Source organism: Brevundimonas sp., assembly GCF_013912065.1.
Lineage (GTDB): Bacteria > Pseudomonadota > Alphaproteobacteria > Caulobacterales > Caulobacteraceae > Brevundimonas.
The window spans coordinates 50,991-73,029 of record NZ_JACESA010000012.1; the positions used below are offsets into that span (position 1 = coordinate 50,991).

At 68.1% G+C, this 22,039-nt stretch carries 25 protein-coding genes; 12 read left to right on the forward strand and 13 right to left on the reverse strand.

Annotated features, from left to right (window positions below; translation table 11 throughout):
* Nucleotides 1–100: 100 nt before the first annotated feature.
* Nucleotides 101–820 carry a DUF4908 domain-containing protein gene (locus H2037_RS11535; RefSeq protein WP_292122086.1) on the forward strand — a complete coding sequence of 240 codons (720 nt, stop codon included), beginning with the start codon at nucleotides 101–103 and terminating at the stop codon, nucleotides 818–820.
* Here the strand turns inward: H2037_RS11535 and gloB are convergent.
* Entirely contained in the window at nucleotides 810–1,538 is a 729-nt protein-coding gene (gloB, locus tag H2037_RS11540; protein ID WP_292121892.1) for a hydroxyacylglutathione hydrolase, read from the reverse strand. The genes H2037_RS11535 and gloB overlap by 11 nt on opposite strands.
* A gap of 45 nt (nucleotides 1,539–1,583) precedes the next feature.
* On the opposite strand from gloB, the gene H2037_RS11545 reads away from it, so the two are divergent.
* The 5 genes from H2037_RS11545 to H2037_RS11565 all read left to right on the forward strand — a co-directional run bounded on the left by H2037_RS11545 (nucleotide 1,584) and on the right by H2037_RS11565 (nucleotide 6,291).
* On the forward strand, nucleotides 1,584–2,324 hold the full coding sequence (locus H2037_RS11545) for a methyltransferase domain-containing protein (RefSeq protein ID WP_292121895.1): 741 nt from the start codon (nucleotides 1,584–1,586) through the stop codon (nucleotides 2,322–2,324).
* Nucleotides 2,325–2,384: 60 nt separating this feature from the next.
* Nucleotides 2,385–2,891: a histidine phosphatase family protein gene (locus H2037_RS11550; RefSeq protein WP_292121898.1), complete on the forward strand. Its 507-nt coding sequence runs from the start codon at nucleotides 2,385–2,387 to the stop codon at nucleotides 2,889–2,891.
* Nucleotides 2,888–3,232 (forward strand): DUF952 domain-containing protein, encoded by a 345-nt coding sequence (locus tag H2037_RS11555; protein ID WP_292121901.1) that lies wholly within the window; start codon nucleotides 2,888–2,890, stop codon nucleotides 3,230–3,232. The genes H2037_RS11550 and H2037_RS11555 overlap by 4 nt, the downstream gene beginning before the upstream one ends.
* The gene (locus H2037_RS11560; protein ID WP_292121904.1) at nucleotides 3,229–4,287 is read left to right on the forward strand and encodes a quinone-dependent dihydroorotate dehydrogenase; all 1,059 of its coding nucleotides are present in this window, start codon (nucleotides 3,229–3,231) and stop codon (nucleotides 4,285–4,287) included. Before H2037_RS11555 ends, H2037_RS11560 begins: the two co-directional genes overlap by 4 nt.
* Nucleotides 4,288–4,359: 72 nt before the next feature.
* A complete protein-coding gene (locus H2037_RS11565; RefSeq protein ID WP_292121906.1) occupies nucleotides 4,360–6,291 on the forward strand; it encodes an ATP-binding protein in 1,932 nt (643 codons plus the stop codon).
* Here H2037_RS11565 and H2037_RS11570 read toward each other — a convergent pair.
* A complete protein-coding gene (locus tag H2037_RS11570) occupies nucleotides 6,267–6,695 on the reverse strand; it encodes a very short patch repair endonuclease (RefSeq protein ID WP_292121908.1) in 429 nt (142 codons plus the stop codon). The two genes, H2037_RS11565 and H2037_RS11570, sit on opposite strands and share 25 nt — an antisense overlap.
* Before the next feature lie 48 nt (nucleotides 6,696–6,743).
* Entirely contained in the window at nucleotides 6,744–7,229 is a 486-nt protein-coding gene (locus H2037_RS11575; protein WP_292121910.1) for a peroxiredoxin, read from the reverse strand.
* Nucleotides 7,230–7,358: 129 nt separating this feature from the next.
* Here H2037_RS11575 and H2037_RS11580 point away from each other — a divergent pair, with 129 nt between their 5' ends.
* Nucleotides 7,359–7,928, forward strand: a complete 570-nt coding sequence (locus tag H2037_RS11580; RefSeq protein ID WP_292121913.1) for a YqgE/AlgH family protein — start codon at nucleotides 7,359–7,361, stop codon at nucleotides 7,926–7,928.
* Here H2037_RS11580 and H2037_RS11585 read toward each other — a convergent pair.
* Complete coding sequence (locus H2037_RS11585; RefSeq protein ID WP_365833680.1) at nucleotides 7,925–8,467, reverse strand: MarR family transcriptional regulator; 543 nt, start codon at nucleotides 8,465–8,467, stop codon at nucleotides 7,925–7,927. The genes H2037_RS11580 and H2037_RS11585 overlap by 4 nt on opposite strands.
* A 373-nt stretch (nucleotides 8,468–8,840) precedes the next feature.
* On the opposite strand from H2037_RS11585, the gene H2037_RS11590 reads away from it, so the two are divergent.
* Complete coding sequence (locus H2037_RS11590) at nucleotides 8,841–9,287, forward strand: chemotaxis protein CheW (protein ID WP_292121916.1); 447 nt, start codon at nucleotides 8,841–8,843, stop codon at nucleotides 9,285–9,287.
* 54 nt (nucleotides 9,288–9,341) lie between these two features.
* On the opposite strand, the gene H2037_RS11595 is transcribed toward H2037_RS11590, so the two are convergent.
* From H2037_RS11595 to H2037_RS11605, 3 genes are all read right to left on the reverse strand, one after another.
* Nucleotides 9,342–10,178 (reverse strand): outer membrane beta-barrel protein, encoded by an 837-nt coding sequence (locus tag H2037_RS11595; RefSeq protein ID WP_292121918.1) that lies wholly within the window; start codon nucleotides 10,176–10,178, stop codon nucleotides 9,342–9,344.
* Nucleotides 10,179–10,324: 146 nt separating this feature from the next.
* Nucleotides 10,325–12,016 carry a bifunctional protein-serine/threonine kinase/phosphatase gene (locus tag H2037_RS11600; protein ID WP_292121920.1) on the reverse strand — a complete coding sequence of 564 codons (1,692 nt, stop codon included), beginning with the start codon at nucleotides 12,014–12,016 and terminating at the stop codon, nucleotides 10,325–10,327.
* Nucleotides 12,017–12,035: 19 nt separating this feature from the next.
* Complete coding sequence (locus H2037_RS11605; RefSeq protein ID WP_292121922.1) at nucleotides 12,036–12,557, reverse strand: TetR/AcrR family transcriptional regulator; 522 nt, start codon at nucleotides 12,555–12,557, stop codon at nucleotides 12,036–12,038.
* Nucleotides 12,558–12,747: 190 nt separating this feature from the next.
* On the opposite strand from H2037_RS11605, the gene H2037_RS11610 reads away from it, so the two are divergent.
* Entirely contained in the window at nucleotides 12,748–13,101 is a 354-nt protein-coding gene (locus H2037_RS11610) for a VOC family protein (protein WP_292121924.1), read from the forward strand.
* 3 nt (nucleotides 13,102–13,104) lie between these two features.
* Here the strand turns inward: H2037_RS11610 and H2037_RS11615 are convergent, their stop codons facing one another.
* A complete protein-coding gene (locus tag H2037_RS11615) occupies nucleotides 13,105–14,772 on the reverse strand; it encodes a bifunctional diguanylate cyclase/phosphodiesterase (RefSeq protein WP_292121927.1) in 1,668 nt (555 codons plus the stop codon).
* Between the two features lie 13 nt (nucleotides 14,773–14,785).
* A complete protein-coding gene (locus H2037_RS11620; RefSeq protein WP_292121929.1) occupies nucleotides 14,786–15,388 on the reverse strand; it encodes a GNAT family protein in 603 nt (200 codons plus the stop codon).
* Nucleotides 15,389–15,502: 114 nt separating this feature from the next.
* Between H2037_RS11620 and H2037_RS11625 the strand changes: the two genes are divergently transcribed.
* Nucleotides 15,503–16,927: a DUF1800 domain-containing protein gene (locus H2037_RS11625; RefSeq protein ID WP_292121931.1), complete on the forward strand. Its 1,425-nt coding sequence runs from the start codon at nucleotides 15,503–15,505 to the stop codon at nucleotides 16,925–16,927.
* On the forward strand, nucleotides 16,924–18,105 hold the full coding sequence (locus H2037_RS11630) for a DUF1501 domain-containing protein (protein ID WP_292121934.1): 1,182 nt from the start codon (nucleotides 16,924–16,926) through the stop codon (nucleotides 18,103–18,105). Before H2037_RS11625 ends, H2037_RS11630 begins: the two co-directional genes overlap by 4 nt.
* Nucleotides 18,106–18,112: 7 nt before the next feature.
* Here the strand turns inward: H2037_RS11630 and H2037_RS11635 are convergent, their stop codons facing one another.
* The gene (locus tag H2037_RS11635) at nucleotides 18,113–18,304 is read right to left on the reverse strand and encodes a hypothetical protein (RefSeq protein ID WP_292121937.1); all 192 of its coding nucleotides are present in this window, start codon (nucleotides 18,302–18,304) and stop codon (nucleotides 18,113–18,115) included.
* A gap of 238 nt (nucleotides 18,305–18,542) precedes the next feature.
* Here H2037_RS11635 and H2037_RS11640 point away from each other — a divergent pair, with 238 nt between their 5' ends.
* Nucleotides 18,543–18,755 carry a cold-shock protein gene (locus tag H2037_RS11640; RefSeq protein WP_166622634.1) on the forward strand — a complete coding sequence of 71 codons (213 nt, stop codon included), beginning with the start codon at nucleotides 18,543–18,545 and terminating at the stop codon, nucleotides 18,753–18,755.
* Nucleotides 18,756–18,854: 99 nt separating this feature from the next.
* Here the strand turns inward: H2037_RS11640 and H2037_RS11645 are convergent, their stop codons facing one another.
* The 3 genes from H2037_RS11645 to H2037_RS11655 form a co-directional block, all read right to left on the reverse strand.
* Nucleotides 18,855–20,075, reverse strand: coding sequence for a hypothetical protein (locus H2037_RS11645; RefSeq protein ID WP_292121941.1), 1,221 nt, complete (start codon nucleotides 20,073–20,075; stop codon nucleotides 18,855–18,857).
* A gap of 120 nt (nucleotides 20,076–20,195) precedes the next feature.
* A complete protein-coding gene (locus tag H2037_RS11650) occupies nucleotides 20,196–20,750 on the reverse strand; it encodes an NAD(P)H-dependent oxidoreductase (protein ID WP_292121944.1) in 555 nt (184 codons plus the stop codon).
* Nucleotides 20,751–20,816: 66 nt separating this feature from the next.
* Nucleotides 20,817–22,031, reverse strand: a complete 1,215-nt coding sequence (locus H2037_RS11655) for a pitrilysin family protein (protein WP_292121948.1) — start codon at nucleotides 22,029–22,031, stop codon at nucleotides 20,817–20,819.
* Nucleotides 22,032–22,039: the final 8 nt, after the last annotated feature.

Below are 22,039 nucleotides of genomic sequence, written 5' to 3' on the forward strand. Positions count from 1 at the left end.
TCGACGCTTCGCCCAAAATCCGCCGTGTGGCGGTTTCATCCACAGTCTCATGAAGTTGACGGAAACGGCTCAGGCGAAAAAATCGCCTCGCGTGACCGCGATGGCGTTCGCGGCCGTCGTGGCTGTCGGCTTGTCCGTCGCGTCGCCCGCACTCCTGTCGGCCGATTGCCACGCCCAGTCCCGCCGCAACATGGAACCGTCCGCCCGGTATGTCTCCGGCACGGGACAGGGATTCGTGCTGGATGTGACGGGGTCACGCCCCCTGCTGCGATTCGATCGTTCGACCGAGATATGGGTGCTGCGCGCCACCCCCGCCCCGCGCGGCGACATCGTCTATCGCAACGACAACGGCGATCAGGTTCTGCGCGTCACGGCCGACGGCCGCATGACCCTCTATACGACGGCTGCGCCCCAGGGTTCGCCAGTCTCGCCGTCGGGCCAGGCCGCGCCGTTGCTGGCGCCGGGGCTGACCGCGATGCAGCTGTGGAACTACATCATCCGCCAGAGCGACCGGGCCAGCCGCGCCCTGGGTCGGCTGGTGGTCGTCGACGTCGATATCCAGCCGGGCTCGGAAGCCGTGGCCGCCGACGCCCTGTCGACCGCCGTGGACGCCATCGCGCGGATGGCCCGCTCGCCCACCCTGCGGCCGGAAGCGAACAAGATTCGCCGCATCGAGATCGTCGATCAGGGGCGGGCGCCGCAGGCGGTCTTCTCGCGCGGCACCCTGCGCATCGTGATCGAGCCGCGTTCCGGCGTGGCCGGCCGCCCGTCCTCGGCCCTGATCGTCCGCGTGGTGGCGGACGACGTCCTCAGCCGCTGAAGCCGTCCTTCGCCGCCCGACGAGCGGCGAACACCGTCGCGTCGCCCGCCGTCATGAACGGATTGAACCTCAGCTCCGCGCCGATAGTGGTCGGCACGGTCGGTTCGCCCCGCTCCCGCGCCGCGAATATGGCCTCGGCGTGCGCGCGGGTTTCGGGCCGGCCGTCCAGGCTCAAGGTGAAACGCGCGTTCGAGGCCGTATATTCATGGGCGCACCAGATCACGGTCGCCTCGGGCCAGGCCGCCAGCTTGCGCAGGCTGGTCCACATCTGCTCGGGCGTCCCCTCGAACAGTCGGCCGCACCCGAGGGCGAACAGGGTGTCGCCGACGAAGGCCGCCTGATCCTCGACCGAACGGAACACGACATGGCCCAGGGTATGGCCCGGCGTGGCCGTGACCTCGAACCGGGTCTCGCCCACCATGACGACGTCGCCGTCCACAACCACCCGATCCAGCGGCGCGACGCGGCGCACCTCTTCCGGGCCCACGATCTCGCAGCCCGTCTCGGCCTTCAGCCTCTCGTTGCCCTCGGTATGGTCCGGGTGCCAATGGGTGTTCAGGATCAGGTCCAGCCGCCCCCAGTCCAGCCGCTCCAGCTCCTCCAGGATCCGCGCCGCGTCGGGGGTATCGACGGCGGCCACGACGCCGGTCGCCGCGTCCCGGATCAGAAAGCCGTAATTGTCGCTGCGGCACGGGAACAGGTGAACATCCAGGGTCATGACCGCATTCTAGCAGGACGGCCCCGGCGGGCCTATGGTGGACCCATGCGGCGCAGCATCGACGAACTTCGGACCTTCTACGGCGAGCCGACCGGCGTGCTGGTGCGGCGCCTGCTGGCCCGTCGGCTGGACGAGGCCTGGGGCGAAGCCCCCGACTGCGACGTTCTGGGCGTCGGTTACGCCACGCCCTGGCTGGACGCCTTCGTCGGCGCGCGGCGGGTGGTGGCGGCCATGCCCGGCGGCCAGGGCGTCGAACAGTGGCCGAGCGTGGGCCGTAACCGGACCCTGCTGGTCGACGACCGACGCCTGCCCTTCGCCGCCGGATCCTTCGACCGCATCCTGCTGGTCCACGCTCTGGAAGAGGCCGATGACCCCGCGGCCCTGCTGCTGGAGGCGGTGCGCGCCCTGGCGCCGACCGGCCGGATCATCCTGGCGGCGGCGGCGCGCGGCGGTCTGTGGGCCCGGGCCGAGAACACCCCCTTCGGCCACGGCCGCCCCTTCACACGGGGCCAGCTGGAACGGCTGGTCCGGGAGGCTGGGCTGGAGCCGGCCGCCTGGTCCCAGACCCTGTATGTGCCGCCCTGGCCCCCTCTGCTGGCCTTCGCCGACGGCTTCGAACAGGTCGGCCGCCGGGTCGCGCCCGGCGCGGCGGGGCTGATCCTGCTGGAGGCGTCGCGTCAGGCCTATGCCCGCATCCGGCCCAGCGGCCACGCCCAGCGCGTACCGGCCAAGCCGGTGCTGACGCCCCAGCCCGCCGCCTCAGTCTCATCCAAATGGCCGCGCTGACGGGGAGTTGACGCGGCCCCATCTGTTCGACGCGAACGAACGGCCTTATGGCGAAGCCCTATGCATCGACTGATCCTAATGCGGCACGCCCAAGCCGAGGCCTCCAGCCCGTCCGGCGGCGACGAAACCCGCCCCCTGTCCGGCGTCGGACGCAATGAAGCCCTGCTGATGGGACGCGCCCTGGCCGAACGGGGACTGAAGCCCGATCTGGCCCTGGTCTCGTCCGCCGTCCGCACGCGTCAGACCTGGGACCAGATGCACGACGCCCTGGGCGACGTCGAGGTCCGCGACGAGCCGCGCCTCTATAACGCCCCCGCCGAGGTGCTGCGCTGTTTCGTCGAGGACAGCGAGGACGAGGCCGGCTGTCTGCTGGTCTTGGCTCACAATCCGGGCGTCCATGTCCTGGCGACCGAATATCTGACCGAGAGCGCCGCCTCGCCCGCCGTTCTGGAACGCCTGACCGGCGGTTTCCCGACCGGCGCCGCGGCCCTGTTCACCGTCGATGTCGCGGGTCGCTGCGCCTATGAGGGATTTCTGACGCCCCGCGCCCTGGGCGGCGGCGCATGACCGGCGCCGCCTACAAGATCATCGCCGTCGACGAATGGCGCGCCGCACTGGCCGAAGGCGCTTACGCGGGCTCGGCCGTCGACCTGGCCGACGGCTACATCCATATGTCGACCGGCGAGCAACTGGTCGAGACGGCGCGGCGCCACTACGCCGGGCGCGCCGACCTGATGCTGCTGACCGTGGACCTGAGCCGGTTCGGCGACGACTTGGTCTGGGAGCCTTCGCGCGGGGGCGACCTGTTCCCGCACCTGTACGCCCCCCTGCCCGCCTCGGCCGTCACCTCCGCGCGCGCCTTCGCGGTCGCCGAGGACGGGGCCATGGTGTTCGAGGACCCGGCATGAGCCTGTTCGACCGTATGGCCGATGGAGCCGCCGCCGCCCTGCGCCGCCTCGATCCCGAAACCGCGCACCAGTGGGCGATCAAGGGCCTGGCCTTCGCCCCCCTGCCCGCGCCGCCGGCCGACGATCCGATCCTGCGCACGACCGTAGCCGGGCTGGACCTGCCTAATCCCGTCGGCCTGGCCGCCGGTCTGGACAAGAACGGCGAGGCCCTGCGCGGCCTGTCGCGTCTCGGTTTCGGCTTCGTCGAATGCGGCTCGGTGACGCCGCGCGCCCAGCCGGGCAATCCGCGTCCCCGCCTGTTCCGCCTGTCCGAGGATCGGGCGATCATCAACCGGATGGGATTCAACAACGCCGGGCTCGAGGCGTTCGCGGCGCGGCTGGATCGCCGCCCGGCGGGCGTGGTCGTCGGCGCCAATCTGGGCGCCAACAAGGATACGGAGGACAAGGCCGCCGACTATGTGGCGGGTCTCCAGCGCCTGGCGGGTCGCGCCTCCTATTTCACCGTCAATATCTCGTCGCCCAATACGCCGGGTCTGCGCGCACTACAGGGACGGGACCAGCTGGACGACCTGCTGGGCCGGATCGACGCCGCCCGCCCCAAAGACGAGACCGCCCGCGTGCCGGTGTTTCTTAAGATCGCCCCCGACCTGATCGCCGACGAGATCGGCATGATCGTCGAGGCCTCGCTGGCGCACCGGATCGACGGCCTGATCGTCTCCAACACGACCTTGGAACGGCCCAAGACCCTGCGCTCTGTTGACGCAGGCGAGACCGGCGGCCTGTCCGGCGCCCCGATCCGCCCCTTCGCCGAAAAGGCGCTTCGTGCGGCGGCCGAGGCCGCTCAGGGCCGCCTGCCCCTGATCGCCGTCGGCGGAATCGACAGCGGGGCCGAAGCCTACGCCCGCATCCGCCTGGGCGCCTCGGCGGTTCAGATCTATTCGGCCCTGGTCTATGGGGGCCCTGGTCTTGTCGCGCGGATCAAGCGCGATCTGGTCCTGCGTCTCCGTGCGGACGGCTTTCCCTCGGTTTCAGCGGCAGTGGGCGCTCAACGTTGACGGAGCGTTAGCCTCAATCTGCGTCTAATGCCCCAAAGCGGACAGAGAATGTTCGCGCTTGCGGGAAGTGGAATGCCCAAGACGACCGCCATCGACACTGTTGCTAGCGGCTGGACCGTGGCCGCTCGCCATCGTCGCAGCACGATGCCGCAGCGTTTGGGACTGGCGATCGCCGTCGCTCTCGTGGTCACACCGATGATGGGCTGGCGCATCTGCCTGGCCTGGCTCCTGGTCTATGGCGTGATGCAGTGGCTGGAAATGCTCGCCTTCGCACCGTCGAAAGAGGGCGGCCCGATCGAAGAACTGCCGAGTTGGCGCAAGGTCGTGGCCTGCGTGATCCTGTTCACCAGCACCTCGGTGTTCGGCGCCCTGTCCATACCGATGTGGCTGATCGGCGGCCCTTTGGGAGGCGTCGGCGCCGCCCTGATGCTGCCCGGCCTGATGCTGTTCTCGATGGTCAATGCGCCACGCTCCAGGGCCATACTGGTGGCGACCCTGACGCCGCCGATGCTTTACCTGCTGGCGTCGCCCTTCTTCGTCGCCTCGTTCGGCGCGTCGGCGCCTGTGGTCATGACGGCCTCCGCCGCCGTGGTCCTGTTCATCATCTTCACCGTCATCAGCTGGTTCAAGATGAGCGAGGCGACGGAGAACCAGCTGCAGGCCCACGCGGAAGCCGATCGCCTGCGTCAGAAGGCCGAGCAGGATCTGGCGGGGCACAGCGCCTTTCTGGCCGCCGTCGGCCACGACCTGCGCACCCCGATCGGCGCCATTCTGACGGGCGCGGCGGAGCTTCAGGATCTCGACGCGCATTCGCGTTCGAACGCCAACCTGATCACCGACGCCGGCCTGATGATGAAGGCGCTGCTGGACGATCTGCTCGACCATTCCAAGCTGGGGGCGGGCCGCATGACGGTCGAGGCCGCCGACTTCGATCTCCGCCTCATGCTGGCCCAGACCCTTCGCCTGTGGCGCGGACCCGTCGAGGCCAAGGGGCTGAAACTGCGTGTCGAGGGCGTCGCCCGCATGCCGCGCAGGGTCAGGGGCGACGCGATGCGGATCCGCCAGATCCTGAACAACCTGATCTCCAATGCGATGAAGTTCACGTCGGAGGGGCAGATCACCCTCAGACTGGACGCCTGGACCGAGGAACCCTCGGCCTATTGCATCCTGCTGGAGGTCGCCGATACCGGACCGGGCATGACCGGGGAACAGCTCAAGCGGCTGTTCAACCCGTTTGATCAGACCGCCGACGGCGTCAGCGCGCGATACGGCGGCACGGGCCTGGGGCTGGCGATCAGCCGGAACCTGACCGAACTGATGGGCGGCCGACTGACCGCGCGCAGCACGCCCGGTCAGGGCGCCAGGTTCACCGTCTCCCTGGTCCTGCCGATCGGCGAGAACGCCGCGGCCGTGGTCGCCCCGACCGACGACAGCCGTCTGGACATCGCCCAGTCCCTGGCGGCGCCCCGACGCGCGACGACGCCGCTGGTCAGCGCGTCCCCGCCGCCTGTCGCCCCTGAAGTCCCTGTCGCCCCTGAAGCCCCCGTCCCGCTAGTCGCCGAGGTGCAGGCCGCTCCGCCGTCTGAGGCGGACGACGAGGAAGGCCGCCCGCTGCGCGTCCTGGTGGTCGACGACCACGACATCAACCGACGCGCGGTGCAGTTGATCCTGCAGCCGCTGGGCTGCGACATCGTCACCGCCGCCGACGGCATGATCGCCCTGCAGCGTTGCGCCGAGACGGTGTTCGACGTCATCTTCATGGATGTCCGCATGCCCGAGCTGGACGGGCGCGAAACCACGCGCCGCCTGCGCGCCGGCGGAGGTCCGAATGCTCTTACGCCGGTCGTAGCCGTCACCGCGGACACTGCGCCCGAGGACGTCGCCGCCTGCCAGGCGGCCGGCATGGCCTATTTCGTCTCCAAGCCCCTGACGCCCCCGGCCCTGATCGGCGCACTGCAGCATGTTCTGGACGAGAGCGCTCAGGCGGAGTCCGCGGCCGCCTGACCCGAGACCGCCGCCACCAGCCGCGCGGGGAAGTCGGGCGTGCGCAGGTCGCATTCCCACACCGTCAGCACCCGCCAGCCGTCCGCCTCCAGCTCAGCCGCGACACGGGCGTCGCGGGCGCGATTCCGCGCGATCTTGGCGGTCCAGTATTCGGCGTTGGCCTTGGGCTGGCGCGCGCCCCGCGCACAGTCGTGCCCATGCCAGAAACAGCCATGGACGAAGAGGACGACCCTGCGTCCCTTCATCGTCACGTCGGGCCTGCCGGGCAGGCCCATGCCGCCCAGTCGATAGCCGATTCCGGCCGCGCGCAGGATTCCGCGCACGGCCAGTTCCGGCGACGTGTTCCGTCCCTTCACGCGACGCATGACGTCGCTGCGCTTCTCGGGACTGAAGACGTCGGTCATCGTCGATCCGCGCTCGTGCCGTAAAGCGATCGCGCGGGTCGCACCCTATCAGAGCTGCGCCAGCAGATGCTCGGCGGAAGAGACCTTGAATTCGCCGCCCTGCTCGATGTTCAGCTGGGTGACCACGCCGTCCTTCACCAGCATGGAATAGCGCTGCGAACGTTCGCCCAGGCCGAAGCCCGAACCATCCAGCACAAGGCCCAGCTCGCGGGTCAGGTCGCCGTTGCCGTCGGCCAGCATGACGATCGAACCGTCGTCCACGTTTTGACTATCGGCCCAGGCCTTCATGACGAAGGCGTCGTTGACCGAGATACAGGCCACGACGTCGACGCCCTTGCCCTTGATGGCGTCCAGATTGTCCTTGAAGCCCGGCAGATGGCGCGCCGAGCAGGTGGGGGTGAAGGCGCCGGGAACGGCGAACAGGGCCACGGTCTTGCCGGCGAAGATTTCGGCGGTGTTGACGGGCTTGGGCCCTTCGGCCGTCGCCTGGGCGAAGGTCGCGTCGGGGATGCGGTCGCCGATCTGGATGGTCATGAAGTCTCTCCGCGCGGGGTTGGTTGGATGCGCCAGCGACAGATATACGCCGCGGCGGCCGCCGCAAGCTCCGACGCGCCGTCAATGCGCCTTGCGCCGGACCGCGTCTGCCCCGATGATATGGTTATCATGAACGACGCCTCATCCCTGACGGGCCGTCTATTGGTCGCCATGCCCGGCATCGGCGACCCCCGGTTCGAACACGCCGTGATTCTGATCTGCGCCCACGGACCGGATCACGCCATGGGATTGCGGATCGACCGGCCGGCTCGCGGCGTGGATCTGAAGACCGTGCTGGACAAGCTTGAGGCGCATGCGCCGGAACAGTCTATCGGCCGCGCCGTCCTGATGGGCGGCCCGGTCGAACGTGAACGCGGCTTTGTTCTGCATACGGATGACTGGGGCGTCGGCGAGGACACCCTGCCCTTCGGCGACGGTCTGGCCATGACCGGCACGCGCGAGGCCCTGGCCGCGATGACCGACGAGGTCGGCGGCCCGCGGCGATCCACGCTGCTGCTCGGCTACGCCGGTTGGGGCGAGGGCCAACTCGAGGACGAGCTGGCCGAGAATGTCTGGTTGACCGCAGACGCCGATCTGGACCTCATCTTCGACGGCGACCACGATTCAAAATGGACTCGCGTCCTGGCCCTGATGGGAGTCGATGCGGCCCGGTTATCCAGCCAGGGCGGACGCGCCTAGGCTGACGTGTGCCCGCCCTCGCTCGCGGTTTCGATAGGGCCGGCCATCCGGTCCGCCAGCGTGTCCAGGACACGCAGGGTGACGCCCAAATCCTCGTCCGTAAGTCCCTGAAACAGCAGGTCCCGATCCCGCGCCGCCGTGGTTTCCGATCGTTCGAGCGCCTGATGACCGGCAGGCTCCAGCTTGATCAGATTCGCGCGTCCGTCGCCCTGCAGTCGATGCTTCGACACCAGCCCGTCCGCGAGCAGGCGCGCCACTCGCCGCGAAAGCGTAGGCTCCGAAAGCTGAAGCCCGCCGGCGAGTTCAGCCTGCGTCAGACCGGCCGGCGCGTTCTTCAGCAGATGCAACGGCGCCCGTTGGGCGCTTGTATATCCGTAGGTCTTGAACAGCCTGGCGGCCCGCGCCGTCCAACGGCGAGAAATCAGACCTATCCTTTGCTTGATCAACAGCTGGAGCGCCGCCCTCTGATCCATCACCAAATCAGATACAGTTTCGTGACTTGAGTCGTTTCCATGATGTTCTGTTAAACTGTCAGACATTAATGGAAATCGCACTCGTGTTATCCGAAACGACGCGAGTCGCCACGCAGAAATTACGCACAATCACCTAGTCGCGGCATTGTAGTCGCGCAAGCCTACATACCCCAATGGTTGAAAATTAAGCACGATCTGAAGTTAATCTACAGTTAGCCAGGCAACCATATCGCCTCTGAACTATTCGACGCTTGTTTACACAAGTCGGTCCTGCGGATGTGAGCGACGAATTCTGCTTTCCACCGAAATTCACTGTTCCATTAACGAATTCGCCAGCCTGATGGCTGAGACTGCCCTTGTGACGTGGCGACACGCCCTGGGTTTGGCCGAGATCGACACCCCAGCCGGCCGGCTCGGTATCGGATGGAGAGGCGTTGTAATGACAGGTTCCAAAAGCGGTCGGCGCGAACTGGTCGGCTTTCGCGTCGGCGAACAGGCCTTCTGCATCGACATCACCTCGGTGCTGGAGATCCGTGGCTGGACGCCCACCACCCCGCTTCCGAAGTCGCCTGACTATATGAAGGGCGTCGTCAATCTGCGCGGCGTCGTCCTGCCGATCATCGACCTGGCGGCGCGCCTGGGTCTGCCGACCAAGGAGCCCTCGGCCCGGCACGCCATCATGGTGGTCAAGTGCGGGGCGCGCACGGTCGGCCTGCTGGTCGAGGCCGTGTCGGACATCGTCGAGCTTGACGACGCCTCGCGACAACAGACGCCGGACCTGGGCGACGACGGCGGCGTCATCGCCGGCATCTTCGCCATCGACGGCGAGATGATCAGCCTGCTTGAACTGGACAACGTCCTGCCGCCCATGGCCGAAGCGGCCTGACCTGCCGTCAGTTGAACGGTCGGGGATTGCACCCGACCGTTCGGTGACTTGCGATCAGAATCGATAGTTCATGCCGATCCGCACCATGTGCGTGCCGAACTTGCCGTTGCCGCGCGTCATGTCGGTGCCGGTCGTGTTCGGCGCCAGGATGAAGGGGTTGGCGGCCGGGGTCGTACCGGTGCTGTCGACACGGATCACAGGGCTGTCGACGCTCAGCGATGTGTAGAGATATTCGCCGCTGACGGTGAGGCCGCGACCGAGGGCGTATTCGACGCCGCCGCCCGCCTGCCAGCCGTCGCCGTCATCGGATTCGGTGGTTTCCGTGAAGCGGTTGGCCGTGTTCGAGGTGCGGAAGCGGTTGTCGAACTGGCCATAGGCGTAGCCGCCCGTGCCGTAGATCAGCGCCGGTCCCATGGCGTAGCCCAGCCTGGCGCGGACGGCCGCCGTGCTCTCCAGCTCGCGGGTGAAGCTGTAGAAGGCGGGGGTGGTGCTGAAACCCGTCACCGTGTCTTGAACATTATTGACGGTGTATTCGGCCAGGGCGCCGACGACGATATTGCCGAACTGCATGTCATAGCCGGCGCGCACGCCCGCCTCGACCCCGTCATTGTCGTCCTTGCAGCCGGTGGACGGGCCGGTGCTGGTGGCCGCGCCGCCGCAGAAACCGGGACTGAAGGCGTTCGCGCCGGCGGCGGTCGTGACCGGGTCACCATAGTTGCCGTCGAGATTGCGGTCGAAACGCAGGATTTCGTCCTCGTCGTCATTCGACTGATTATAGCCGCCAAAGATACCGACATACGGGCCGGACCAATCGGGCGCCACGGACTGAGCCAGCGCGGGCGTGGAGACGAGGGCCAGCGCCAGGGCGCTGGAAGCGATTGTCTTGATCATGGAAAGGGCCTTCGCGGCTGAGGAACGGGGAGACGGGCACGACTGTCCCCGCGGCACCGGAAAGCCTTGAACCTGGGGATGTTCCGCACAGCCGGCTGTCGCCAAATGTCACGGCATCCGATCCATTTCAGGACGCGTATAAACGCCTATCGCGTCGCCAGCGACACCATCAGCAGCACGACCAGAACCAGGCAAAGTCCCTGCCAGAACCGCACCGGATCGCGTTCGATCAGCGACAGCGGGCGCGGCGCGGGAGCGGCGACGGCGCTGCCCGTTTCCAGCACGTGGATCAGTTCCTCGACGTCCTCGAACCGGTCGTCGGGATCGACGGCGACCGCGCGCAGTATGGCCGCCTCCAGCCAGGCGGGCATGTCCGGTCGCCGCCGGCTCGGCGGCGTCGGGGGCCGGTCGAAACGAGGGACGTCCGACGGATCGACCTCGCCCCACGGATAGGAGCCGGTGAACAGCCGGTACAGGGTGACGCCCAGGGCGAACTGGTCGGTCGCCGCGTTCCCGCTTTCGCCGTCATACATTTCGGGCGCCTTGAAGCCGGGGGTGCCGGGCGCCTCGGCCTCGGCGAACTCCTCGGCCTGACGCAGGCGCGCCACGCCCAGATCGACCAGCTTCAGCCCTCCGTTCGCCTCCAGGATCACATTGTCCGGCTTGATGTCGCGGTGCGTCACCCCCGCCCGGTGCAGGGCCGACACGCCGCGCGCCAGCATCAGGGCCAAGCCGATCCCCTCGGCGATCTCGAACGGCCCCTCCTGCGCCAGCCAGGCGTGCAGGGTGACGCCCTGATAGAAGGGCTGGGCGATATAGAGCCGGCTCTGGCGCCCCGCATCCAGCGTCAGCACCTTGCCGACGAAAGGACTGTCGATCCGCCGGCCGATGAAGGCCTCGCGCAGGAAGGCCGTGCGCGCGCCGCGCTCGGACACCGCGGCCGGCTTCGGAAATTTCAGCACCACCCGCTCGTCCCCGGACCGCGCCAGGAACAGCCGCGTATAGCGTCCGTCCGCCACGACCCGCTCCAGATGAAAGCCGTCGACGGCGTCGCCCGGCTTCGGCGGCGGCAGTATGGCCAGCCCCTCGGCCTCGGCCGTGATGGCTTCCCAATCCGGCGCCCCGATCCCCATTACGTCGATGACCAGGGCGGTGGCGTTGTCGCGCGCGCCGACCTCGGCCACCTCGGCCAATATGGCCTTGGCGTCGGCGTCGGGCGATCCGCGCCGCCCCAGCAGCCGCGCCAGGGCTGCGTCGGACAGCACCCCATGCACCCCGTCGGTGGTCAGCAACAGCCGGTCATGCGGCGCGAGCCCCACATGGCGCACGTCCAGCTTGACGTCGGCCTCGATCCCCACGGCGCGGTACAGCACATGGCTCAGCCCCTGCTGGGACCGGGTGTGATCCTCGGTCAGACGGGTCAGCACCCCGTCGCGGAAATGCCAGGCCCGGCTGTCCCCCACATGCAGGGCCACCGCCTCGCGTCCCCTCAGGATCAGGGCGGTGAAGGTGGTCGCCGCCGCCTCCATGGCCGGATCGATCTTCCCCCGCGCATGGAGCCAGCGGTTGAAGCCCCGCAGCGCCTTGATCCCGTTGGCCGCGATGCCGTTCAACGGATTCTGGTCCAGATAGCCGTCGATGAAGCTGCGCGTCGTCAGTTCGGCCGCCATCCGCCCGGCCTTCGAGCCCGACACCCCGTCGGCGATGACCGCCACGACCCCATGCTCGCGCTGCTCGGCCGGCGTGCCCAGATGCACGCCTCCGAAATCCTGATTGTCCGCCTTCGGCCCCTGGGCGGTGGCGAAGCCGGCGGCGATCTCCAGTCGGGCGTCGGTCATGGCTCCCACTGTTCCTCGTTCAACGAACGCCGACAAGGGCCTTGGCCAGGGCGTCTGGACGGCAGGAGACTTCGCCGATCAGCCAGGTGTGCAACATCACGAGTTGGCCGGCCGCCGCGCCCCTGGCGGCAAGCGACGCAGGAACCACCTCGTCGCCATGTGGTTCTGCGAGCAGTTCTATCATCGCGGCCAGTCTGCGCTGGAGCCGGGCCAGCAACGGGGGCTCGAAGAGGTGACGGGCGAGCGCGCGCCTTTCCCAAAGATGATCCAGCATGGCGCACAAACGCGCGGTATTGCCCCGCCCGGCCGCCGCCCGCGCGAAGGGCGCAAGGATCGGCTCAACGACCGCGACCAGAACCTCGTCCTTGCTTCGGAAATGCTCATAGAAGGTCGAACGGCCGACGTCGGCGGCCTGGATCAGATCCGTCGTGCGGATGGCCGCGTAGCGACGCGAGAACATCAACCGGATCAGGGCGTCGGTGATCGCCTCTCGCGTCCGCTGACGGCGCGTGTCCCGATCCTGCATCTCGTCTTCGGTCATGACACATCCTAGCCGAGGATTGGCGGACGGGCAGGTTCGCCTACGCCGGTCCGGACAATACGGCCCGGCTGTCCGGAAAGGGATGAAAACGCGGGCTTGTGGGTTTTCCAAAAGCGAGGCGCGACGCATCATCAGGACGCATGGGCCGGTCGCGTGGTTGCGATCCGGAGCAGGAGGCGTCGAGAACCACATGACATCGCAACACCAGGTCGTCGCCATCGTGCCCGCGCGAGACATGGACGTCAGCGAAGCCTTCTATCGCCGCCTGGGCTTCGCGGTCGTCAGCGACTACGGCGATTATCGTCTGCTGGAAGACGGACGCGGGGGGAGTCTTCATCTCAACGCCACACCCGGCTGGCCCGCCCGGATCGAGGACAACGCCCTCGGTCTCTACATCTATGTCGAGGATGTGGACGCCGCCGCCGAAAACGTGCGCGACCTCATCATCGGCGCAGGGCCGGAAATGAAGCCATGGGGCATGTACGAGTTCGCCGTCAGCGATCCCAACGGCGCACTCGTCCGCGTGGGTCGAAAACCGGACTGAAGCCTAGGCCGACCGCTGTTTCAGCGGCGCCGTGCCGTCGGCCAGGCTTTCGGCCAGATAGACCTCGGCCTCCTGGGCCGGCAGCGCCGGCGCATAGCCGAAGCCCTGGCCGTAGTGGCACTGGGCCTCCAGCAGCAGGGCGGCCAGATCGGCGTTCTCCACCCCTTCGGCGACGACCTCCAGCGACAGGTCGCGGCCCAGGTTGACCACCGACTTGACGATCTTGGCCGAGCCCTCGTCCTTGTTCATCGTCAGGACGAAATAGCGGTCGATCTTCAGCGTATCGAACGGTAGGCGCGCCAGATAGGAGAGGGACGAGAAGCCGGTGCCGAAATCATCCAGCGCCAGCGACGCCCCGACGTCCTTCAGCGACTGAAGCACTTCGGCGGCGTGCGCGGTGTCGCGCATGATGTCGCCCTCGGTCACTTCCAGTTTCAGCGCGCCCTTGGGCAGGCCGCTTTCCTTGATGATCCGGGCCACGTCCTCGCACAGGTGCGGGCGTTCGATCTCGCCGACCGACAGATTGACGCTGCAGAACAGTTTGCCGGCCAGGGGGTGGCGCTGGATCCATTCGGCCAGTTGCCGCGCCGACTGGGTCATCATCAAGAGGCCCAGGTCGTTCATCATGCCCAGGTCGGCCGTCAGCCCCAGGAACTCGTCCGGCGGCACCAGGCCGCGCCGCGGGTGACGCCAGCGCGCCAGGGCCTCGAACCCCGCCACGGCGCCGGTGTTCAGGTTCACGATCGGCTGGAAGAAGGGCACGATCTCGCCGCGCACGAAGGCGTTGCGCAGGTCCGCCTCCAGCGCCAGGCGGCTGAGGCTGTCGCTTTCCAACGCCCGGCCATACGCCGCCGATCCGCCGCGCCCGGCGCCCTTGGCCGATTCGACGGCTAGTTCCACCCGGCGCAGCAGTTCCGAGGCGTCCGGCGCGTCCGGCCCGCCCTCGACCACCACGGCGCCGATGGAGACGGTCGGATAGATGTCGAAGCCCGCCACCCGCAGGGGCTGTTCCAGCGCCTCGCGCAGCCGATAGCTGGTGTGCGAGGCGGTCTTGGGCACGATGATGGCGAATTCGTCCTCGCCGATCCGCGCCGGGGACGCGTCCTTGGAGAAGGCGGCGGCCAGACGCGAGCCCAGGGCCGACAGCACCAGGTCTGTCCGTTCGTGACCCAGGGCCTCGTTCAGACGCCTCAGCCGGTCGACGTCGCCGACCACGATCTCATACTCGCCCGACTGGGTCAGAACCTCGCCGACGCGGGCGACAAAGGCGCGGCGATCCAGCAGCCCGGTCAGGGTGTCGCGATCCGAACCGGCGAACTTGGTCTCCAGCGCCACCACGCCGGCGGCGCGCAGCCCGTCCTCCAGCCAGACGCCGCGCCACAGGCAGGTCTCGGATCCGCGCATGCGCAGGCGCACGGCGACCTCGGTCCCCTCCTCCTGCGGCTTCAGCATTTTTTCGGCCAGCGACCGATCCTGCGGCAGGGCCGAGGCGACGAAGCCGGCGCCCGAACATTCCGGCGCCAGCGGGCCCAGGCCCAGGGCGCGTGTCGCCCCGGTGAAGCGCAGCTCATCCTGGGCGGGGGTCCAGACCCACAGGGCCGTGTCCGCCGCCGCCAGCGCCTCGATGGCGGTGGTGGCGTCCCAGGCCAGGGATCGGGATCGCGCGTTCAAGGCTGTCGCCCCCTCAAGACGGCGTAGGGTCGCCGCGGTCGAACTCGTCCTCGACGAGGCCGAACAGAAGATGATCTGCCCACTCGCCGTTAATTTTCAAATAAGCCCGCGCCCTGCCCTCGTGTCGAAAACCCGTTTTTTCCAGCACACGCCGCGAGGCGTGATTGGACGGCAGGCAGGCGGCCTCCAGACGGTGCAGTTTCAGCCGGTCGAAGGCGTATCCCACCACCGCCCGCATCGCGGCCGTCGCATGGCCCCGTCCGGCGTAGGGCTGGCCGATCCAGTAGCCCAGGGTGCCGGTCTCGGCGACGCCGCGCCGCACGTTCGACAGGGTCACGGCGCCGACCAGGGTTCGCCCTCCGTCGATGAAGACGAAGAAGGGCCAGGCGTTGCCCAGATCCATCTCGCGCGCATAGATCGACAGCCGACGTCGGAACGCGGCCTTGCTAAGGTCGTCGTCGGGCCAGGCCGGCTCCCAGGGCTGCAGATAGTCCCGCGACCCGTCGCGCAGCCCGGACCAGGCGGCATAATCGGATGCGCGCGGCGGCCGCAACAGCACGCCGTCACCCCGGACCACCGGTCCGGCCACATCGCTCATCCAGTCCAGGAGGGCCATCGCGCTGCAACCTAGCGCGCCGCCGGCCGCTTGGCGACAGACGCACGGGAATCTGATCGCGACGGAGTTTTGTTTCCGACGCGTTACAATGGGACCGACGGACAGGAGACCGCCATGGCCGCATCCCCGACCGACGCCGCCATCGCCGTGACCCGGCTGGGTCTAGGGGCGCGCCCTGGCGAGATCGACCGCGTCGCCGCCGATCCGCGCGGCTGGGCCGTCGCTCAGATCCGGCGAGACGGCGCGCCCCAGCCGACGGGCGACTTCACGCCGTCCGAACAGCGGATGGCGGAATTCCTCGCCTATCAGACCAGCCAAGCGCAAAGCCGAACCGATGGGGCGACAGGCGACGCGGCCGAGCCCACCGCCGCGGCCACCCGTCAGGCCCGTCAGGCGGAGCGGCGCGACATCACCGAGGACACGGCCCAGGCCTTTCTCGCCCGCGCCCGGCTGGGCGCCGAGACGGAACGGGGCTTCGCCGAACGCTGGGCCCTGTTCTGGGCCAACGCTCTCACCGTCTCCGCCGTCAGATTCTCCAGCGGCGCCTTCATCGACCAGTATGAGCGCGAGGCGATCCGCCCAAACGTCTTCGGCAGGTTCGAGGACCTGGCGATCGCCGCAGAACAGCATCCGGCCATGCTCTTGTACCTGGACCAGGTCCGTTCGGCCGGCCCAGACAGCAGGGCGGGGACGCGCCGCAAGGTCGGTCTGAACGAGAATCTGGCCCGCGAGATGCTGGAGCTCCACACCGTGGGCGCCGACGCCGGCTATACTCAGGCGGACGTCACCGAACTGGCCCGGGCCCTGACCGGCTGGTCGACGCCGGGACGCCAGGACCCGCAGGGCGCCCGACAGTCCGCGCGTCAGATCGAGGTCGGGCGCAATGGCTTCGTCTTCCGGGCCAATATCCACGAACCCGGCGGCCGCACCGTGCTGGGCAAGACCTATCCGCAGGCAGGCAAGGCCCAGGGCGAGGCCATATTGCGCGACCTGGCCCGACACCCCGCCACGGCGAAACGCCTGTCGCGCCGGATCGCGGCCCATTTCGTCTCCGACACGCCGCCTGAACGCCTGGTCGCCCGACTGGAAGCGGCCTGGACGGAATCAGACGGAGACCTGACCCAGGTCGCCCGCGCCTTGGTCGAGGCCCCCGAGACCTGGACGCCCCAGCTGGCCAAGATCAAGACGCCCTATGAGTTCATCGTCTCGACCCACAGGGCGCTGAACAGTCGGCCCGAGCGGATCCTGCCTCTGCGTCAGGCCCTCGTCACGATGGGCCAACCGCCCTTCGCCGCCCCGTCGCCCGAGGGCTGGCCCGACACGGCCGCCGACTGGGCCGGCCCCGACGCCTTGGTCAAGCGGCTGAACTGGGCGCAGTCGGCCGCCGCGGTCGCCCGACTGTCGGACGTCGACGCCACGGCGGCCGACGCCCTGAGAGATCGGCTGTCCGAGCGCACCCGCCTGGCCGTCGCCCGGGCCGAAAGCCGCACCGAAGCCTTGACCCTTCTCCTCATGTCGCCGGAGTTCCAGCGCCGATGACCTGTCTCGCTCTCAACCGACGCGCCCTGCTGGGCGCAGCCTCCGCCGGCCTGGGCCTGGCCTTCGCCGGGCGCGTCGCCGCGCAGTCGGGCGCGCCCCGAAACAAGCTGGTCGTGGTCATCGCCCGCGGCGCCATGGACGGCTTGTCCGTGACGGTTCCCCATGCCGATCCGAACTATGCGGCTCTGCGCGGTAGTCTGGCCCTGGCGGCGCCGGGCGAGGCGGACGGCGTGCTGGACCTCGGCGAGGGTTTCGGCCTGCACCCCGCGCTTACGGGCATGCACGACCTCCACGAACAGGGCCAACTGAGGTTCGCGCCCGCTGTCGCCCTGCCGGTGCGGGTGCGATCCCATTTCGACGCCCAGGATGTGCTCGAGAACGGCGGCGAAGCCCTGCGCCAACAAGACGACGGTTGGCTGAACCGCGCCATCGTCGCCGCAGGCGGAACCACGCTCAGAGGTCTGTCGATCGGCGCCCAGACGCCGCTGATCCTGCGCGGCGACGCCCCTGTCTCGAGCTGGGCGCCGGGCGGTCGGGTGCGGGGCGACGACCGGATCGCCTCCCTGCTTCAGGATCTCTATGTCGACGACCCGATGCTCGGCCCGAACCTGGCCAGCGGACTTGCGACCGAGAATCTGATCAGCATGGGGGGCAAGGGCGAGGTCCTCAGACGCAACGATGTCCCGGGCCTGGGTCGCGCGATCGCCCGGCTTATGACCGGGGCCGAAGGGGCCGATGTGGTCGCCGTCTCGCTGGACGGCTGGGACACTCATGCGGGCCAGAAGGGCCAGCTTCAGGTGCGTCTGACGGGTCTGGACCAGTTGGTTTCGGGATTGAAGGACGGTCTGGCCGAAGACTGGTCCCGCACAGTCGTCGTGGTGGCGACCGAGTTCGGCCGCACCGCCCGCACCAACGGAACCCAGGGCACCGACCATGGCACGGGTTCGTCGCTGCTGCTGGCGGGTGGGGCGCTGAGGCCCGGCGGTCTGATCGGCGACTGGCCGACCCTGGCCGACAATCGCCTGTTCGACGGCCGCGATCTGGCCCCGACGCTGGACGTCCGGTCCGTATTCAAGGGGGTGCTGCGCGACCATATGGGCGTCGACCGCGCCGCCCTGGATTCCCGGGTCTTCCCAGGCAGCGCGGCCGAGGCGCCGACGATGAACGGTCTGGTCTGATCGAAGATCAGGCCGCCTCGGACGAGGTTTCCTTGCAGATGCGGTTCAGGTCGGCGCGGATCGAACTGCCCTGGAAGTGGGAAATCTCGGCGCTCGAGTATCCTTCGCCCGACAGCGCCTTGACGACATCGCCGGTGTTCAGACATTCGGGGGTGCGGGCGAGCTGATAGGCGCGCTCCACGACATGGGTGCGGTTCATGTTGGGGCCTTTCCTTGTGGTTACTGAACGCCCTCCAAGCTCGACCGTTCCCCCCGCCCCGATATTGATCTCATCGGTCGCGCTTGCATTTGTCACAAAGACCTGAGCACATAGGGCTCGTCGATCTCTCTGCGTAACGCCCACTCTCTCTGCGAACGCACGAGTCCAGGCCGCTCCCATTCAGACCCGACAGGCCGAACGGACGTTCCCTCGGTCAATTTCTAACGGAGGTCTCAAAATGGCTACCGGCACTGTTAAATGGTTCAACCCCACCAAGGGTTACGGCTTCATCCAACCCGACGACGGCGGCAAGGACGTCTTCGTCCACATTTCGGCTGTTGAAGCCGCCGGCCTGCGCGGCCTGGACGAAAACCAGAAGGTTTCCTACGAGCTGGAACGCGACAAGCGTTCGGGCAAGGAATCGGCTGGCCAGCTCCAGACCGTCGGCTGATTTCAGCACACGTCTGAACGGAAACGGCGGCTCCTCACGGAGCCGCCGTTTTCAATTGGGCCACCGGGTGGTGCGTCGGGCCTATTGCCTGTCGTGGACTTATTCGGTCCCGAAGTCGGCTTGCTGCTGGCTCCAGTCATGCAGGGGCAGATCCAGCACAGGACAGGCGACGCCGCGGGCGGGTTTCTCCAACATGTCTGTCACGGCGGGACCCGTGAGAAAGGGCGCGGCGTATTCGATACAGCTGTTGAGCTCGCGCTTGGTGGTGACGTCGCTGATCCCCTGCCGGACCCTGCGGCGCTGATAGACAGGCGCCTCCTTCATGAACCGGGTGATCGCCTTCAGACGCGCCGCTTCCGTGGTCTTCGGCAGGACCAGGGTGACGCTGTCCGCCAGGCCCGGAGGCAGATCGTCGATCTGGAACGCCGGGTCAGTGACCCGAAGGTCGATGCGGCCGAAGAAGGGTTCCAGATAGGTCTTGAGCTGCGACAGGGCCCAGAAGCTCGGCGCGCGCGGCGTCTCATAAACAGCCGCCGCCAACTGCCCCCGTTTCGCTCGCGGCAGGGCCTCCAGCCACGGCAACAACTCGGCGCGAGTGCTCATCTTGACGATCGAGGAGAAGCTGATCGGGAAGAACATTATACCCACGGAAAGGCCGCGAACCGCCTCCAGTCCGCCCTCCAGCGTGGGAATATCATATTCGGGCTGATCGCCGTCGGCGCGAACCGGCTCGAAGCCGTAGTTCGCTGTTGGGGTTTCCCGCCAGACGGCGACGTTGCCGATGAAGGTTTCACGCCCGGTGTGATAGACGCCTCTGTAAACGACCCGAGCGGGTTCCGGCGTCGGGGCCTCCTGAGCCAGTTGCTCCATCGACGGCTGCCCCGTCACGGGGCCGCCTTTCGGCACGATCGAAGTCACCTCGTCGGTGGTGATCCGGCAAACCCGGCCCGCCAGGAGGCCGTCGTCTTCTCCCGACAGGATGGCGGAAAGCTCTTTTGCCGTCATGCCGGAAAACCGCATGATGTCGGCCTGATTGCCCTCGAACATCAGCAGGGTGATCTCGCCGTCGCCCACGTCGCCGAACAACTTGTGCTGGAGGTCGCGAGCGAGTCCCTGAAGTTCTCTTGCATCCAGGGCGGTGGCGCGCGGATCGGCCAATACGAAGGAATGCGGGGCGACCTGACCGTAGCGCCTGGGCCAAAGCCAGGTCGTCTCGAAATAGGCGCCCGCCACCTTGGCGGTGAGGTTCGCTATTCTCTCCGGGTCGGCAGCCTGAAGCTCGTCGGCGACGAAGATTTTAAGGCAGGCGACGGCGGTCATCAGGAATATTTAAAGGCTTATGGTTAAGCAACCCCTGCGGGTTGTCGTGAATATCACACAATGCCGGTCAGGGAGTTGGGAAAGCCGCACGGGAGCAGTCCTCAATCCCAGGTCGGACGATCAGCCCTTGATCTTCTCAATCCACTTCGCGAACGCGTCCGTGAATCCCTCCAGGAAATCGCGGGTCCCGTCGGACTTCAGCCGGCCGTCATCGTCCAGCAGGTCCGCGACATTGCCGAGATAGGCCTCGGGCTGCTGCATCACCGGCATGTCGAGGAAGACCAGCGGCTGGCGCAGGTGGTGGTTGGCGCCGAAGGCTCCGATGGCGCCGGGCGAGACGCTGACGATGGCGGCCGGCTTGCCCGACCATATGCTGTGGCCATAGGGGCGCGAGCCGACGTCGAGGGCGTTCTTCAGCGCGCCGGGGATCGAGCGATTATATTCCGGCGTCACGAACAGCACGGCCTGGGCGCCCGACACCTCGGCCCTGAAACGCGTCCAGGCCTGGGGCGCGTCCTCGGTCTCCAGATCGGGATTGTACAGCGGCAGATCGCCGATCTCGACCATATCCAGCGCCAGCGTCGGGGCGGCCAGCGTCTTCAGCTCAAGGGCGATGGCGCGGGAATAGGAGCCGTGTCTCAGACTGCCGACGATCAGGGCGACGCGGACGGACATGGGGGTGCTCCGGCTCTGCAAATCTTGCGCGACACTCCCACAACCGAGGCCGCGAGGAAAGGGCGGTCACGCCCCGAACAGCGCCGTCGCGAAGGCCTCGCCCGCCGGTCCGGCCGACTTTGGACCCAGGACGGCGCTGGCCGCCAGGCCGCCGGCCAGCAACCGACCGCCGACCGCCCGCACGTCCTCGATGGTTTGCGCCTCAAGCTGTTCGGTCATGGCCAGACTGGCGCGAGGCGCGCCGAAGATCAGGGTCTGGGCCGCATTGCGCCCTGCCCGGCTCATCGGGTTTTCGTCCGACATCCACAGGCCGGCCTTCATCACCGCCTTGGCCCGCGACAGCTCCGCCGCCGTCGGTCCGGTCTCCGCCAGGGCCCGCACCTCGCCCGCCGACACCTCGGCCAGTTCTTTCGCCCGATCCGCCGCCGCCCCGGCGTAGATGCCCAGCACCCCAGTGTCCTCATAGGGTTCCTGATAGGCGTCGATGGCGTAGGCCAGGCCCCGCTCCTCCCGCGCGCTCTGGAACAGCCGCGAGGCCATGCCCCCGCCCAGGATTTCGCCGAACAGACGCATCGACGACAGGGCCGGATCGGTCGCCGACAGGGCCGGCAGTTGGAACACCAGATTGGCCTGTTCGATCTTGCGCGTCAGTTTCGCATGTCCGCCGACGAAGGCGGCCGGCGCCGGCGCCTGAACCGGAGTGGCGACGGCATCGCCGAACCAGCGCTCGGCCAGGGCCAGAAGCTCGGTCTCGTCCACCGCGCCGGACGCCGCCACCACCATCCGGTCCGGCGAATAGAGCCGCGCCCGCCAGGCCTCGACCGTCGCCCTTTCCGCCGATTTCAGACTGGCGACCGAGCCCAGGATGGGCCGGCCCAGCGGCTGGCCGCCGAAAGCCCGGGTCTGGGCCATCTCGAACACATGGTCGTCGGGGGTGTCGAAGGCCTCGGCGATCTCCTGGGCCACCACGTCCTTCTCGCGCTCGATCTCGGCGGCGTCCAGCGTCGGCCGGAAAACCAGGTCCGACAGCACCTGCATCGCCAGCGGCAGCGAGCCGTCCAGGCCGCGCACCTCGAAACTGGTCCGTTCATAGCCGGTGGAGGCGTTGATCGTGCCGCCCTCGGCTTCGATCCGTTCGACGATCTCGCGCGCGGCCATGTCGCCGGCGCCCTTAAAGACCAGGTGTTCCAGCAGGTGCGACCAGCCCGAGCGGTCCTCGGCCTCCCACCGCGCCCCGCCCTTGACGGTGACGACGACGGCCAGGGTCTTCAGGCCGGGCATGGGATCGC